General features: G+C 36.8%; 15 protein-coding genes. 4 read left to right on the forward strand and 11 right to left on the reverse strand.

The features are described from left to right. Positions 1 to 93: 93 nt before the first annotated feature. Entirely contained in the window at positions 94 to 1,923 is a 1,830-nt protein-coding gene (sppA, locus tag E4O04_RS01725; protein WP_253709369.1) for a signal peptide peptidase SppA, read from the forward strand. Between the two features lie 36 nt (positions 1,924 to 1,959). Continuing rightward, entirely contained in the window at positions 1,960 to 3,066 is a 1,107-nt protein-coding gene (ychF, locus tag E4O04_RS01730) for a redox-regulated ATPase YchF (protein WP_253709372.1), read from the forward strand. A 235-nt stretch (positions 3,067 to 3,301) separates the two neighbouring features. Here ychF and E4O04_RS01735 read toward each other — a convergent pair whose 3' ends face one another. The 7 genes from E4O04_RS01735 to E4O04_RS01765 form a co-directional block, all read right to left on the reverse strand. After that, on the reverse strand, positions 3,302 to 4,858 hold the full coding sequence (locus E4O04_RS01735) for a hypothetical protein (RefSeq protein WP_253709375.1): 1,557 nt from the start codon (positions 4,856 to 4,858) through the stop codon (positions 3,302 to 3,304). A 116-nt stretch (positions 4,859 to 4,974) separates the two neighbouring features. After that, on the reverse strand, positions 4,975 to 5,286 hold the full coding sequence (locus E4O04_RS01740) for a Bor/Iss family lipoprotein (RefSeq protein ID WP_253686009.1): 312 nt from the start codon (positions 5,284 to 5,286) through the stop codon (positions 4,975 to 4,977). Between the two features lie 152 nt (positions 5,287 to 5,438). Further along, positions 5,439 to 6,455: an NADPH dehydrogenase NamA gene (gene namA, locus E4O04_RS01745; protein ID WP_253709377.1), complete on the reverse strand. Its 1,017-nt coding sequence runs from the start codon at positions 6,453 to 6,455 to the stop codon at positions 5,439 to 5,441. Positions 6,456 to 6,529: 74 nt separating this feature from the next. Next, complete coding sequence (locus E4O04_RS01750) at positions 6,530 to 6,790, reverse strand: DUF4143 domain-containing protein (protein ID WP_253709380.1); 261 nt, start codon at positions 6,788 to 6,790, stop codon at positions 6,530 to 6,532. A gap of 246 nt (positions 6,791 to 7,036) precedes the next feature. After that, complete coding sequence (locus E4O04_RS01755; protein WP_253709383.1) at positions 7,037 to 7,636, reverse strand: Type 1 glutamine amidotransferase-like domain-containing protein; 600 nt, start codon at positions 7,634 to 7,636, stop codon at positions 7,037 to 7,039. A 14-nt stretch (positions 7,637 to 7,650) separates the two neighbouring features. Continuing rightward, a complete protein-coding gene (locus tag E4O04_RS01760; protein ID WP_253709386.1) occupies positions 7,651 to 7,791 on the reverse strand; it encodes an NADPH-dependent FMN reductase family protein in 141 nt (46 codons plus the stop codon). A 28-nt stretch (positions 7,792 to 7,819) separates the two neighbouring features. Beyond that, complete coding sequence (locus E4O04_RS01765) at positions 7,820 to 8,560, reverse strand: GGDEF domain-containing protein (RefSeq protein ID WP_253709389.1); 741 nt, start codon at positions 8,558 to 8,560, stop codon at positions 7,820 to 7,822. Between the two features lie 239 nt (positions 8,561 to 8,799). Between E4O04_RS01765 and E4O04_RS01770 the strand changes: the two genes are divergently transcribed. Beyond that, positions 8,800 to 9,816, forward strand: a complete 1,017-nt coding sequence (locus E4O04_RS01770; protein WP_253709391.1) for an IS5 family transposase — start codon at positions 8,800 to 8,802, stop codon at positions 9,814 to 9,816. A 419-nt stretch (positions 9,817 to 10,235) separates the two neighbouring features. Here the strand turns inward: E4O04_RS01770 and E4O04_RS01775 are convergent, their stop codons facing one another. The 4 genes from E4O04_RS01775 to E4O04_RS01790 form a co-directional block, all read right to left on the reverse strand. Further along, positions 10,236 to 10,412 (reverse strand): hypothetical protein, encoded by a 177-nt coding sequence (locus tag E4O04_RS01775; RefSeq protein ID WP_253709394.1) that lies wholly within the window; start codon positions 10,410 to 10,412, stop codon positions 10,236 to 10,238. 81 nt (positions 10,413 to 10,493) lie between these two features. After that, the gene (locus tag E4O04_RS01780) at positions 10,494 to 11,924 is read right to left on the reverse strand and encodes a cysteinylglycinase (RefSeq protein WP_253709395.1); all 1,431 of its coding nucleotides are present in this window, start codon (positions 11,922 to 11,924) and stop codon (positions 10,494 to 10,496) included. 90 nt (positions 11,925 to 12,014) lie between these two features. Further along, entirely contained in the window at positions 12,015 to 12,209 is a 195-nt protein-coding gene (locus E4O04_RS01785) for a hypothetical protein (protein WP_253686000.1), read from the reverse strand. Position 12,210: 1 nt separating this feature from the next. After that, positions 12,211 to 13,554 (reverse strand): ATP-binding protein, encoded by a 1,344-nt coding sequence (locus tag E4O04_RS01790; RefSeq protein ID WP_253709396.1) that lies wholly within the window; start codon positions 13,552 to 13,554, stop codon positions 12,211 to 12,213. A gap of 282 nt (positions 13,555 to 13,836) precedes the next feature. Here E4O04_RS01790 and ftcD point away from each other — a divergent pair, with 282 nt between their 5' ends. Continuing rightward, entirely contained in the window at positions 13,837 to 14,736 is a 900-nt protein-coding gene (gene ftcD / locus E4O04_RS01795; RefSeq protein WP_253709397.1) for a glutamate formimidoyltransferase, read from the forward strand. Positions 14,737 to 14,748: the final 12 nt, after the last annotated feature.

A 14,748-nucleotide genomic window follows, 5' to 3' on the forward strand; every position in this document is an offset into this window, starting at 1 on the left:
AAAAAAATTCTAAAATCGCTAAAATGCTCTTAGTTGAAAAAAAAGCTTTTTTTTGCTATCATAGTGCCTTGAATTTTATTTTAGGAGCAAAATATGCAGGAAAATCAAGAACAAAGAAAGCGTCCGGGCTTTTTTAGAACTCTTTTTAGAGGAATAAATATTTTACGCTTGATAATAATAAACATCGTTTTTTTCTTTTTCTTTTTTACCTTTTTAGGGGTTATGGGAACTATTCCCTCAAATACAAAGGCCGTAATCCGAGTACCTAATGAGGCTGTTTTAAAGATAAATCCTTCCGGTATTATTTCAGAAAAGGAAGCGGATATTTTTTCGGCCGGTATTCCCGGAATTGGGAAAAAATCGGTTGTCCTCGTTTCGGATATTGTAAAAGCCGTAAAAAATGCTGCTGTCGATAGGCGTATAACCGGCCTTTATTTGGATTTTTCGGAATTGGCAGGCCTGTCATCCGGACATTTAAGCGAGTTAGGGGCGGCTTTAAGTTCCTTTAAAAATTCCGGTAAAAAGATATATGCCTATTCTGTAGGCTATTCGATTCCGTCTTACTTTTTAGCATCCTATGCAGACCGTATCGGAATTGACCCCTTAGGAGAAGTTTCCTTTGCAGGATTTGCCTCCCGCCCTGTATTCTTTAAAGGTTTGGAAGAAAAATTCGGTATTAAGTGGAATGTGATACAGGCCGGAGCCTACAAGGGGATGGCCGAAACCTATTCCAGAGATACTCTTTCCGAAAATGTAAGATCCAATTTAAAATCCATGTTCGATAATTTGTGGGAAAAATACACCTCGGACATCGCCGCCAATCGAAATATATCCCCCGAAAAAATTAGGATCTTCGCACAAAATAACAATGCTCTTATAAAAAAATATGCGGGCAACGGAGCAAAGGCTGCTTTAGAAGAGGGCTTTGTTACGGACATAGCCTCAGTTGATGAATTTGCCACAAACATAGGTTTTGCCGACAGTAAGACATTTTCGGTCAGTGTAAATACAATAGACTATGTTTCTTATAATGCAAATTTTGCAGAAATGCCTTCTCAAAATTCGATAGGAATTATTCATGTAAACGGAGCGATTACTTCTATTGGTACGGGCCCTATAGATGAGGCCGCCGTAAGCTATAAGATAGTCGAGCTTTTTGATATGGCCTTAGAAGATCCTACAGTAAAGGCCATCGTTTTAAGAGTAAATTCGGGAGGCGGAGAAGTTTTTGCTTCGGAAGAAATTAGGCGTGCTGTCGATAGGGCTAAGGCCTCAGGAAAACCGGTTGTAGTTTCGATGGGCTCTGTTGCAGCCTCAGGGGCTTATTGGATTTCTTCTTCAGCCGATTATATTTTTGCGAGCCCCTACACAATTACGGGATCAATCGGTGTATTGGCTACAGCCCCATCTTTTAAGGAAGCAGTAAAAAAATACCTCGGAATTACAAGCGATTTGGTTTACTCCGGTCAAAAACCTTCATATTCCGTCTTAGAAGATCCCTCGCAGGAAGAAAAAGAGGTGCGGCAGCTCGAAGTTATGCACATATATAAAACCTTTATCGAAACCGTAGCAAAAGGAAGAAGCCTTCCCGAAAAAACCGTTGCAGAGTTGGCAGGCGGCCGAGTCTATTCCGGTGAGCAGGCACTAAATTTAAAGTTAGTCGATGCCCTCGGCTCCTTGAACGAGGCTGCAAAATATGCTGCAGAGCTTGCAAATATAAAAGATCAATATTCCGTAAAAGAAATAAAAAAGCCCCTGCCTTTAACAGAGGCCTTAGTGAAGAGTATTTTGGAAGACCTTAATGCCTCGACACTTTCTCGGATGAACTTTGCAGACCTCAAGGCTTTTACGGACTTTTTAAATTTGAAGTCGAAAAAAGGTATTTATGTTTACAGTCCCGAATACCTTATTTGGGAAAATTAAGCCTGTGATGATGAAATTTTTATTTGGAGGAAAGATATGGCTATAAATTGCGGAATTGTGGGTTTACCCAATGTAGGAAAATCGACTATATTTTCGGCCCTCACAAGTGCGCCGGCTGAGGCCGCTAACTATCCCTTTTGTACAATAAATCCCAATGTGGGAATTGTAAGTTTACCCGATGCCCGTTTAAAAAAATTGGCAGAACATTTTAACCCTAAAAAGATAATTCCTGCAACCGTAGAATTTGTGGATATTGCAGGTCTTGTAAAGGGAGCCTCAAAAGGAGAAGGTTTAGGCAATCAGTTTTTATCTCACATCAGAGAAGTAGGAGTTATCGCCCACGTTGTACGCTGTTTTGATAATGACGACATTGTTCATGTTGCAGGAAAAATAGATCCTGCCTCGGATATCGAAACCATAAATATCGAACTTGCTCTTGCAGATCTTGCAAGTTTGGATAAAAGAGCCGAGCGTGCCGAAAAAGCGAGCCGCATGGGAAAGGAGGCTCAAAAAGAAGCTGCTGTCGTAATGCGTGCCATCGAAAAAATCCGCCCCCTCTTACAAGAAGGAAGGGGAGCCCGTCTTGCCGATTTAAGCGATGATGAAAGGGAAGCAATCTATGACACTCATCTGATTACGATGAAGCCTCAAATGTATGTTTGCAATGTAGATGAAACAGGGGCACAAGACAGTAATCCCTATGTGGCCGCGGTTAAAAAGATTGCGGAAGCCGAGGGAGCCGATACGGTAATTATCTGCGGAAAGTTTGAAGCCGAGCTTGCCGACCTTGAAAGCGAAGAAGAACGATTAAGCTTTTTAGAAGAGGTAGGCTTAGAAGAATCGAGCCTTTCACAGCTTGCAAGGGCTGCCTATCACTTGATAGGGCTTAGAACTTTTTTTACGGCCGGAGAAGATGAGTGCCGTGCATGGACAATTCATGCAGGTGATACGGCTCCAAAGGCTGCCGGAGTTATTCATACCGATTTTGAAAAGGGCTTTATAAAGGCGGAAGTATACAGCTTTGATGACTTTGTAAAATATGGCAGTGAGCAAAAGATAAAAGAAGCAGGACGTTACCGTCAAGAAGGAAAGGCCTATGTGGTAAACGACGGAGATGTTATGTTCTTTAAGTTTAACGTTTAATTTTTGTCCGGCAGATTATTTTTAACTTAAATTTAAATAAAAACAATAATTTTTATAAAATGTCTTGACATTTTTATATATTTAAAGTATACTCAAGCCACACACAAACGATACACACTGTTTTTCACTAGACTCACTCATTATCCTCCTTTTGAGTGGGTCTTCCTTTTTATAGCTGCACCATCTTTATTTTTATAATCTTTTCATCGTTTTTACAATCTCAATATAAGCTTATTTAATTTGAAGCCAAGTCAAAAACGGCATCTAAATCGAATCTATCATTTTTTATTTGGGAAAGTAAAATATTTTGATCCAACTTTGCTTCAAATGGAGAATTTTTAAAAAGCTTAAAAAATAATGAGCTGTGATTTTTTGTGTCTTGGTCTATTTCTACAAAGAGCTTGTAGGTTCCGGTTATGTTCCGTTTTGCAAAGATGTACAGCCGCTCTCCGTTTTTTTGTCCTGCTGCTGCAGCCTTTGATTCTGCTGCAAGAAAAAAACTTTTATCGGGGGTTATGTCAGAAACTGCAAAAGAGCCGAATTCTTCCAACATATTTTTTCCGTTAAAATTAAAGGTTCTTATTAAAAGACCTTCTTTGTTTTTACCGCTTCCTGTCTGTACCGGAAATTTTTGTATATCATTTTTTGAAAGTTCTTCTATAATTTTATTTAGAACATCGAAGCCCTGATCGTCATTTTCGATGAGGGTGCTCATAAGCCTTTTTGCAAAGGCTCCGTCTTGGCTTGAGTTTAACCTCTCTATCATTTCGGCAGGAGTTAATCTTTTTCTTGTCAAGACTTTTTCATTTTTAGGCTGATTATCTAGTTTGAAAAATTCAGGGGCTGCCGGTGCTTGAGGAATTGCAGGGCCTACAGTGTTCGGCTTAGGTATGGCCGGTATTCCCGGAATCGGCGGAACGGACGGAATGGGAATCGGATTTGAGTTTTGCGCAATCATAGGAAGTGATGTAAATACCGAAAAAATCACTGCGATTATAAAGGGGCTTATCGGCATATTTGCAAGCCTGCTTTCAACCGTTTCAAGTTTCGCTTGAAGACTTAAAATGGTTTTTTCTAAACGGCGCTTTTCTTTTTCTAAGGTTCGGCGCGGATCTTCTTCTTTCTTTTTAGAAATTTGCCCCCGTACCGATGCGGGACTCATTTTATTTAAAAACATTTCCTCCGCTTCGGCTCTTTTTTCTGCATTGCCTATATTGGCTACAAGCTTCATAGCCTCATAACCTATCGCAGGGCTTACATTATAAGCACTTATTTTTTCGAGAGCGGTTGCAGAGGCTCGCGGAAGACAGAGTACTCTGTCAACATAGTCTTCGTATCTTACCCCCGCTTTTTTACAAAGCGGACGGGCTTTTCCGAGTAAACGGCCTAGCTCTTTCATAAGCTTTCCGTCTTCTACCATTATAACCTGCCGAATCTCATCGGTTAATTCCAAAAGCTCGGGCGATTCTTCAAGGGTAATCTTATAAAGCCCTTTTTTTTCGGCCTCTGCAAGAAGGCTATGGAAGAGCGTCCAAAACTTAGGACTATGCACCCGTTTTGAATAAAAGCCGCCCTCTTTTTCGCACTGCTTGTGATGAGTATATTCATGCACCGCCGTGTAAATAAGTTCATTATCGTTTGCAAAATTCTTATTGTGAAGAATAATTTCGTGTGTGTCCGGCTTATAAAGCCCGTTTACCTTTTTACTGCTCTTGCCTGTAAAAACCACCGAAAACTCAAGCTCGGTATCTGCCGTCTCAAGCAATATTTCTTTAACCCTGTCCTGATTCATAGTTCCATTATATACTATTTAAGGTAAATTTTCAAAGAGATGAGGGAGATAACGGTTTTTATATTTACAATAATCTGTATATTAATTACTGAACTGATTAATATACAGATCTATTTTTATTTAGTAACTTTTATAGTTCGGCTTTGGATAGACAGCCATCCCAAGAATAAGTTGATTAGCCAATCGACTCCACTATAATATGTTTCAATTTTATAATCAGCTGCATAACCTACCATTGATTTAGTGTCTTGATCTCCTAAGTTTACCAATCCCCATAAGACATACCACTGTCTGCTTTTTTCAACGATTCCTGTCTGCGGTCCATTTCCTACTGTGTGGCGGTTAGTCATGCAACTTGATAATGTCATACTAGCCATAACCAAAACTAACAGCAATGCTGTAATCTTTAAAACAGAATTCTTTTTCATCTAAACCTTCCTTCTTGGAATTTTTTATATTGTAATTACTTTTATTTTTAAGCCTAATCAAATTTTCAAATAATATAGTATATTTATGATACATTTGCAAGCATTTATACTTAAAATTTTATGCTTAAACTTCAAAAGCTTTTACCGGATCATTAAAAAGCTCTCATGTATTGTTTAGGTGCTTGAATTTCGGCTTGAAGTTCTTTTGCGGCATTTAAGGCAAAATATGGATTTCTTAAAAGTTCTCTGCCTAAATATACCAGCTCAATGTTTTCATTCTCGATTATATCGTTTGCCGCCTTTGCAGTAATTATCAAGCCTCCTGCAGCAACAGGGAGTCCCGTCATCTCCTTTATTGTTTTTGCATGAGGAATTTGGTAGCCGGGAAAGGCCTTGGGTGCAACATTTACCAAGCCTCCTGTGCTGACGTTTACCGAATCAATTCCCTTATTCTTTACAAGGTTGATCATAATAGCAAGGTCTTCCGCCTTATTGCCGCCCTCTGCATAGTCATCCGCAGTTACTCTCACCTCAATAGGTTTATCCTTCCAAATAGGTTTAATTGCATCAAGAGTTTCGCCTAAAATTCTCACCCTGTTTTCATGGCTGCCGCCGTATTCATCGGTTCTTTTATTTGTGAGAGGGGAAAAGAATTCGTTTAATAAATATCCGTGTGCTCCATGGAGCTGAATCATATCGAAGCCGGCCTTATCTGCTCTGATTACAGCTTGTTTAAATTCTTCTACAGTTTCCTTTATATCTTCCTTTGTCATCTCTTTGGGAGTTGCCGATTCTGCATCAAAGGCTATTGCGGAAGGAGCTTCAATTTCCGCTCCCGGAACCTTGCTCTTTCTTCCGGCATGACCGATCTGAATTGCTATTTTACCTCCGTATCCGTGTACTGCATCAACAATTCTCTTTAATCCGGGAATATGCTCATCGCTCCAGATTCCAAGGTCGTTTGCGGAAATTCTGCCTTCAGGGCTGATTGCTGTGGCTTCGAGTGTTATAAGACCAATACCGCCTAAGGCTCTTGTTGCATAGTGCATAATATGGAATTCGGTAACCATTCCGTTTTCCGGGGCACAGAACATACACATCGGGGCCATGACAAGCCTGTTCTTAAGTTTTAAATTTTTAATATTGTATTCGGTAAATAATTTTGACATATTTTTCTCCTTAAAATAAAGTAAAGTTTTTTAAGCTAAACATTTTCCGCATTATATCATTTTTATAGAAAAAATCAAATACAAAAGGCGGCATACAGAGGAACAATCTTTTTTTTATTTTCAAAACCGAAATTTTTTGAAGAAAGTTTTATGGCATATTCGGGGTTGTATGTGTCCATATATACCTTTAGACTCTTGGCTCTGGTATTGTCTGCCGATTTTACCTCGATAGGAATAATCTTATCTTTCCGTTTTATTATAAAATCTATTTCCGCTTCTCTTTCAGATTCCCAATAATAAGTCCGATGGCCGTTTATAGAAAGCTGAACCTGCACATAATTTTCTCTGCCGAATTCTAAGATAGGATAGGTTTTGCCTACCTGTCTTGCTCCTTGTAATATTAGAGGCTTACGATGCTTGTTGTTCTTCTATTTTTCCAAATCTTTGCTGATTTTTCTGTACATAGCCTATTTTCCTGTAGTTTATAGTAAAATTATAGTAAATATTCATGTATTTATCAAAGGTAAAAACACTTTATCAATAAGACTTAGGTTTAGCAATTGGATGATAGTATAAAACTATTATACATTTAACTCTATTTTCTCTCCATTGTTAATTAGTATGGCTTGTGAGTTATTGATAGCACAAATATTCAAATCGGGATTTGATGCGAGAATCTCTTGAGAGCATTTTTTAAAAGGAGCACATAGATAATGAGGCAGTACATAGAAATCTATTAGATTCAAACCCGAATAATCTTTTTGAGAAAAATTATCCGGTACCTCATCCATTTTTTTTATATATGTAAGTTCCGGAGCACAAATAATCGCACCTCCGGATTCTCCTACATATAATTTATTATTTTCTAAATGCTTTTTAATCAGTTTATCCACTCCCTTTTTTTTTATGCTATCTATCAGAAAAAAAGAATTTCCTCCTGTAAAATAGATAATGTCTGCTTTTTCAAAAGCCTTATGAATGTCATTCATATTTGCAGTTGAGATTTCAATTTCTATAATATTTGTATTTAATTTTTTCCATAATTTTAAAGCGGACCCTACATATCCCTTATATCCTTCATTTATTGATGCTGTCGGTATAAAAACTAAGGTCTTACCTTCAACTTGATCTTTTAATAATATTCCAACCTTAGCAAAGTGAGAACATAAAAATAGTTTCATACAATTCTCCTAGTTTAATTTATTCCAATATTTTTTATGAATGCAACAGCATTTTCGATGTCCTGAGTATCAGGATGACCCTTTGCCAATCCGCCGAAAAATTTAAATAAGCCGTAGGTATGGATTGAAGCATAGATGATGGCGTTTTTTTTCATAATTATCTCCTGATGGTAAAATTCAATATCACTCCCCGTAGACAACGGCTGTATTTTTTCCGGCTTTTTTTGCCTGGTATAGAGCTGAGTCGGCTTGTTCAATAATATCGGCTATAGGTATGCCGTTTGAAAATCTGCTTATACCGGCACTAAAACTTAAGTCGGAATTTTTTAGTTGGGATAAACAAGTTTGCCTAAAAGCTTCTCTAGTTTCAGTCATCAGTTTATTGGCATAATTCTCATCGGATTTTATTATTGCCAAAAATTCATCACCGCCGTAGCGGAAGACTGCAAATGCATCCCCTAAATAAGGACTAAAAGTTTTTCCAAAAATCCTTATCACATCATCTCCGTATTTATGCCCATAGGTATCGTTGATTTTTTTGAAATTGTCAAGGTCTATCATTACAATGAATAGTTCACCCTTATAATCTTGCAATTTATTAATATAAGTTCTTAATGCTGTTCGAGAGTACAGACCGGAAAGATCATCTATCATCATTCCGTACCAATATTTTTCCTTTTCCTCAACTGCATTTAATATTTTAGAGTGTTCTGCCTTGTTGCTGTTAATAACAAATTCTGCCGTAATATGGGCTATTATTAAAATAAAGACCATGACTATAAAATTCGAAATATATTTGCTTGTTATAGTATGGTCTCCGTCGTACTTTATAACAAAGACGGCTAAAATTATTCCTATAAAAGATATTAATGATGTAATTCTTGTCAATTTTTTATCGTGATAAATAGTTGACAAAAAAATCATTAATAATAAACCTGCATAAATTGTAACAAAAAGTTGATGTACCACAATATAAATAAAAGATTGCAATAAGGAGCTCACCATAACAAGGTAATTTTTCTTTTTTGAATCGTAAGATTTTTGATTAAGTTTTTTTGTAATAAGATATACAGGAAAATTAATTATAAAAGGTACCATTATATACTTTAGGGCACCTCTAAAAACCCCCTTTAAAAAAGATTAAAAAGATGATAAAATGAGGTATGAAACAAAAAGGATTATTTGATGAAGAAGATCGTTTAAGAGTATTAAGCAAGTTAGGAGATAGTCTTGAAAAATTAAACGAAAAAATAAATTGGGAAATATTCAAACCACTATTAAAAAAAGCATTAACCAAAGAGTCAAAAGGTTTAGGCGGAAGACCTGCATACGATTATGTACTGATGTTTAAAATAATAATCTTACAAAAATTATACAACATAAGTGATGATCAAACGGAATATCAAATAAACGATCGGCTATCCTTTATGAGATTTTTAGGATTGGAATTAAAAGATAAAGTACCCGATTCAAAAACAATATGGCTTTTTAAAGAAAAACTCATTGAAGCGAGAGTATCAAAAAAGTTATTTGAAAAGTTTGGAAAAGAATTAGCTAGAAATAACTTAATAGGAAAAGAGGGAACGATAATAGATGCGACAATAGTAGAAGCTCCGATACAGCATAACAGCAAAGATGAAAATGAACAAATTAAAAACGGAAAAATTCCTGAACAATGGCAAGAAAAACAAAATAAGGCAAAATTATCGCAAAAAGACTGTGATGCGAGGTGGACAAAGAAGCATAAACGAAATTATTACGGTTATAAAGATCATATAAAAGTAGATAAGAAAAGTAAACTTATATTAAAAGCAACGGTAACAGCAGCAAATGTTCATGATAGTAAAGAATTAAAAAATTTAGTTGAAAAGGAAGATGCAAAATTATACGCAGATAGTGCCTATATAGGAGAAGAAATAGACAGGATTTTAAAAGCGAAAGGAATAGAAGGACAAATTTGTGAAAGAGGAGCAAGAGGGAAACCTCTTAGTAAAAAACAAAAAATCGGTAACAGAAAAAAATCAAAAATACGGGCGAGAGTAGAACATGTATTTGGCTTTATGACAAACTCAATGAAAGGTATATATGTAAGAACGATAGGATTAGCTCGTGCAACATTTTCGATAATAATGATGAACTTAACATACAACTTATGCCGATATTGCTATCTAAAGAAATAAAATGAGGGAGCATATAGGTAATAAAATGAAAAGTAAGGGAACTAAGATAAAGAATCCAAGTTTTACACTAGACAATTTATAAAAAAGCTACTAAAATAATAAATAGGTACACTAAAAAATAGGTTTTTAGAGGTGCCCTTTAAAAAATATAGTCTAAAAGTTGAAATCATCTGACTTTTATTAATAAAATAATAAGAAAATTCAAAACAGAATGCAATAATGATAATCATGAGCTGAATTCTTATGTGAATCGTCCTAAAGTATGTTTGCAAAGAATTTATTTCATCTCTTGCAATCTTAGCATTGTCGTTAAAAAGGTCATATAGGTTTCCTTTACCTAAGTTTTCTTTTATTTCACAATTAGGCTTGTTCATAGTCTTACCCTCACTAGAGTATTAAAGTTGTTTTTATTTATTAGGTTATTGATTGTTTTGTTCTTTAGAATCTATATGCATGATTCCGTGTAAAAGAAGTGTAATATTACATAAAATACAAAGTATTCTACATTTTTTATCTTTCCAGCTATGATTCATTACTGCATCATATAATACTTTTTGTATTTTCTTTTTCTCTTTTTTTATGATCATTTTATACATAAGTTTCCTCCCATTTATATCACACAAACAAAACAACCGCAGGAAAGATATCTGCTTCCCTGCGGCATGAGTAAGAGCTGATTAAGCTTCTTTGCTTAGCATATAGTAAAGACTCTTTACCAAGGTTCCTGTCGCGTTTTCTTTTAAATAGCCGAATTTTTCGGTAATGTAGGCTGTTCCGGCGATATCAATGTGGATCCATGGGATATCTTCCTTTGCAAGGAAGGAGCCGACAAAGAGACCTGCTGTCATCATTCCGCCTAACTTTCCGCCTGAATTTTTTAGATCGGCGACTTTTGACTCGTTCATTTTTTTGTAATATTCTATAGTAGGCATTCTCCAGACAATTTCGCCTGCTCTTTCGTTTGCATTGACAAGTTCTGCAAAGAATTCGTCATTGTTTGTGACTGCTCCGCTTACCTGCTCGCCGAATGCTGCTACACAAGCACCTGTCAGGGTTGCAAGGTCAATAAGCTTAGTCGCTCCCAAATTATTGGTAGCATAATAAACTGCATCGGCAAGGGTTAACCTGCCTTCTGCATCGGTGTTAATAATTTCGATAGTCTTACCGCTCATTGAGCCGATGATGTCGCCGTTTCTGTAACCGTCGCCTGAAATCATGTTTTCGCAAGAAGCAACAACAGCAACAACGTTTACCTTTGCTTTTAGGTCTGCCAATGCATGCATTGCCCCGATAACGGTACCTGAGCCGCCCATATCGGTAAACATGGTAACCATGCTTGTTGCAGGTTTAATTGCATATCCGCCGCTGTCATAGGTTAAGCCCTTACCGACAAGAGCGATTTTTTCTTTTGAGTCGGGATTATTATAATATTCCATGACAATGAGTTTAGGCTCCTTGGCGCTTGCCCTTGCTACGCTGAGGAAGGCTTCCATTTTAAGGTCTTCAATTTCTTTTTTACTGTGAACTGTAACTTTTACGCCCTTTGCTTCAAGCTTTTCTTTGGCAATCGTAGCCAAGGTTTCAGGGTAGATTACATTCGGCGGCTGGTTTACCAAGTCTCTTGTTAAGAAAACCGCTTCCATCAGCTTGACGGCTTCGTTGATGCCTTTTTCGGCTCTATCTTCCTTGCCTTTTTCAGGATTATAATTAACCGTAATTTCTGTTTGTTCTTTACGGTCGCTTTTAAACTTATCGTATTGGTAGGTGGCATGAAGCATACCCTCTGCGATAGCCTCGGCCATCTTATAATTACACAGATTATTAAGTTTAGGGATATTGAGTTCGACCTCTTCTACCTTGTTTTTTAAAAGCTCGCTCGCTGCCTTGAAAAAAGTTTTTCTTAAAACTTCCAAGTCAATCTTTTCTTCCTTACCTAAACCGATAAAAAGATGAGCATTAAGATTAGGGTCAAGGCTGTAATAAACCTCTTCCGCCTTTCCGGAAAATAATTCCTTTTCTTTTAAGTGATTAAGATAGCTTCCCTCAATTTTGTCCTCAAAAACCAACTTTGCGGGAATTCCGCCTTGTTTTGCAATATTAAATTTCATAATTCCTCCGAAATTTCATTAAAGTTATTTGTACTTTACAATTAGAGTATACATATTTTATACATTAACGGCAAGATATATCCAAATTCTTTAGTATACTCCTTTTTTAAAATAAGCTTTTGCAAACATTTGTAAAGTTTTTTCGGAAAAATCTCCGCCTTTAGAATAAACCAAATTTAATAAGTCTAAAGCGACCTCGTCAATATCTTTTTCTTCCGTATATTTTGAAACAATATCCTTACATATATTTAATGTATCTTGTGTTACCCCCAAAGGCAGCTTCATTTTAAACCTCCTGTCTAACTGCAAAGTTAAGCATGTATACCGGCAAAAACTCTATGCCGTCCTCTGTTTTTCTATCCTTAGAAGAAACTAAGATTGAGGAGACTAAGACCTTGGAATATTTTTTACCGAATATCTTTAAAGATTCATGCCGGCCCATACCGGAAGATTTTACCTCGATAGCCTTTACTTTTGCACCTTGAGAAATTAAAAAATCGATTTCATAATAGTGGGTGCTTTTTTCTTTATCCCATGTATGATAATAAAGCTCATGCCCTGCGGCGGCTATCATTTGAGCTGCCGCATTTTCATATAGATAGCCCAGATTAGCCGGTAATTTATCGGATAATAACTTTGTGTAAATATCATTGATGGCCTCCGGCCTATCCATAAACATAAGAGTTATAAAAAGGCCTGTGTCCGCTAAATAGAGTTTATAACTTTCAGGCGATTTAGTCAAAGAAAGACTGATTCTTGGATCTGTAGTATTATAAGAGATAAGAACGGTTTTTGAATCAATCAAATCATAGAGCCTTTTCTCATCCTTTACGCTCTTTCGCTTGCCGGTGGCTTGCGACGGGATATATCTTTTTCCGTTTTTTGAAAGCTGTGCCGGTATTGAATGATAGAGAGCTGAAACCCGGCCTGAAGGATCTATCTTTTTAAAGTCGTCTTCGTAAAGACTTATAATGCCTCTTTTTATTTTGTCGATTTCGGTAAAATTTTTCCCACCTAAATATGCTTTAACTGCCTGCGGCATTCCTCCGACAGCCATATACAGCCTAAAATCCCTCATCCATTTTCGGTGTATTTGATCCCCGGCTTTTTTACCGCTCTCATATACCTCCTTACTTAGCTGATAGGTGTTTCCCTGAGTTGCCCATTGGAATTCTTCAAAATCCATAGGATAAACGGGAATTTTCATTTCTTCCGAAGGAATCAAAATTTCTTTTACATTTTTTTTAATTGAAATTAAGGAACCGGTTTCGATGTAATGGTATCGGCCGTCCTTTACCAAATATTTTATTGCCTGCCTGACTTTTGGAAAAAGCTGAATTTCGTCAAAGATAATTACGCTGTTATTTTCTATCAAGTTTTTGCCTGTTGCCGCCTGCAATCTTAAAAAGAACATATCCAAATTATGAATATCGTCAAAGCAAGATTTTACGGCTTCGGATATATTTGCAAAATCAAGCAAAATATAAGCCTCATACTCATTTTTGGCAAATTCTTCGGCTATGGTTGACTTTCCGACTCTCCTTGCTCCCTCCAAAAGAACACTATAAGAACCTGAATACTCCTTTTTCCACCTTAGTAATTTATTATACGCCTTTCTTTTAAAAAACATGAATTACCTCACTTTCTTCAAAGTTTTAAAAGCCGAATATCGTTGTTTCTTCAAAACTATTTATACATAAAAACGTCATTTCTTCAATATTATTATACCTAAAAATAGTCATTTCTTCAATATTATTTTAGTTAAAATGCGTCATTTCTTCAAAACTTTAGAGTGTTTTGCCGATTTTTACCTAAATTATGATATTTATTCTAAAACATTTTTATTATCTTGTCTAAGACCTTTTTTTGTGCTACACTTGCGAAAGACGTTGAAGGTCTTAGGAGTTTTTTTATGATGAACAAAATAATTGAATGTGTTCCTAACTTTAGTAACGGCCGCGATCCTGAAGTTTTGGAAAAGATTATTGCCCCCTTCCGCGGAAAAGAAAAGGTAAAACTACTTGATTACGAATCCGACAAGGATCATAACCGCTCTGTTGTAACCGTTATAGGTGAGCCCGAAGAGCTTAAAAAAGCCGTTGTTGAAGCCATAGGCATAGCTGCCGGCCTAATCGACTTGCGCAAGCATGAGGGAGCCCATCCCAGAATGGGAGCCACTGATGTTGTCCCCTTTATTCCGATTAAAAATTCCACAATGGAAGAATGTATCGAATTATCCAAAGAGGTAGGAAAGCTCATCTGGGAACAGCACAAGATTCCTGTTTTCTTGTACGAAAAATCGGCATCTAATCCTTCAAGAGAAAACCTCTCCAATATTCGAAAGGGTCAGTTTGAAGGTATGGCCGAAAAGGTAAAACAGCCCGAATGGAAGCCCGACTTCGGCGGAACGGAAATTCACCCTTCAGCAGGAGTTACTGCTGTCGGCTGCCGAATGCCCCTCGTTGCCTTTAACGTAAACTTGGCTACAAACGATCTTTCAATTGCAGACAAAATTGCAAAAAAAGTCCGCTTCTTAGGAGGAGGCTTGCGCTTTGTCAAAGCAATGGGTGTAGATCTTACAGAACGCGGAATCGTTCAGGTTTCAATGAACATGACGGACTATACAAAGACTTCTCTTTATCAGTCCTATGAAATGGTAAAAATGGAAGCAAAACGCTACGGTGTAAATGTTGCAGGTACCGAAATTGTCGGTCTTACTCCGATGGCTGCCTTACTGGATGTTGCTTCTTATTATCTCCAAATCGAAAACTTCGAATTCAGCCAGATAATCGAGGCTAGGTTGCTCGAATAGATTTAACATAAT

This window comes from Treponema sp. OMZ 799 (genome assembly GCF_024181365.1).
In the GTDB taxonomy this organism is placed as follows: domain Bacteria; phylum Spirochaetota; class Spirochaetia; order Treponematales; family Treponemataceae; genus Treponema_B.

Excerpts from the sequence above, each read along its gene's own strand:
- sppA (WP_253709369.1), top strand. The coding sequence starts at position 94 with ATGCAGGAAAATCAAGAACAAAGAAAGCGTCCGGGCTTTTTTAGAACT.
- ychF (WP_253709372.1), top strand. The coding sequence starts at position 1,960 with ATGGCTATAAATTGCGGAATTGTGGGTTTACCCAATGTAGGAAAATCG.
- E4O04_RS01735 (WP_253709375.1), bottom strand. The coding sequence starts at position 4,858 with ATGAATCAGGACAGGGTTAAAGAAATATTGCTTGAGACGGCAGATACC.
- E4O04_RS01740 (WP_253686009.1), bottom strand. The coding sequence starts at position 5,286 with ATGAAAAAGAATTCTGTTTTAAAGATTACAGCATTGCTGTTAGTTTTG.
- namA (WP_253709377.1), bottom strand. The coding sequence starts at position 6,455 with ATGTCAAAATTATTTACCGAATACAATATTAAAAATTTAAAACTTAAG.
- E4O04_RS01755 (WP_253709383.1), bottom strand. The coding sequence starts at position 7,636 with ATGAAACTATTTTTATGTTCTCACTTTGCTAAGGTTGGAATATTATTA.
- E4O04_RS01760 (WP_253709386.1), bottom strand. The coding sequence starts at position 7,791 with ATGAAAAAAAACGCCATCATCTATGCTTCAATCCATACCTACGGCTTA.
- E4O04_RS01765 (WP_253709389.1), bottom strand. The coding sequence starts at position 8,560 with ATGATTTTTTTGTCAACTATTTATCACGATAAAAAATTGACAAGAATT.
- E4O04_RS01770 (WP_253709391.1), top strand. The coding sequence starts at position 8,800 with ATGAAACAAAAAGGATTATTTGATGAAGAAGATCGTTTAAGAGTATTA.
- E4O04_RS01775 (WP_253709394.1), bottom strand. The coding sequence starts at position 10,412 with ATGTATAAAATGATCATAAAAAAAGAGAAAAAGAAAATACAAAAAGTA.
- E4O04_RS01780 (WP_253709395.1), bottom strand. The coding sequence starts at position 11,924 with ATGAAATTTAATATTGCAAAACAAGGCGGAATTCCCGCAAAGTTGGTT.
- E4O04_RS01785 (WP_253686000.1), bottom strand. The coding sequence starts at position 12,209 with ATGAAGCTGCCTTTGGGGGTAACACAAGATACATTAAATATATGTAAG.
- E4O04_RS01790 (WP_253709396.1), bottom strand. The coding sequence starts at position 13,554 with ATGTTTTTTAAAAGAAAGGCGTATAATAAATTACTAAGGTGGAAAAAG.
- ftcD (WP_253709397.1), top strand. The coding sequence starts at position 13,837 with ATGATGAACAAAATAATTGAATGTGTTCCTAACTTTAGTAACGGCCGC.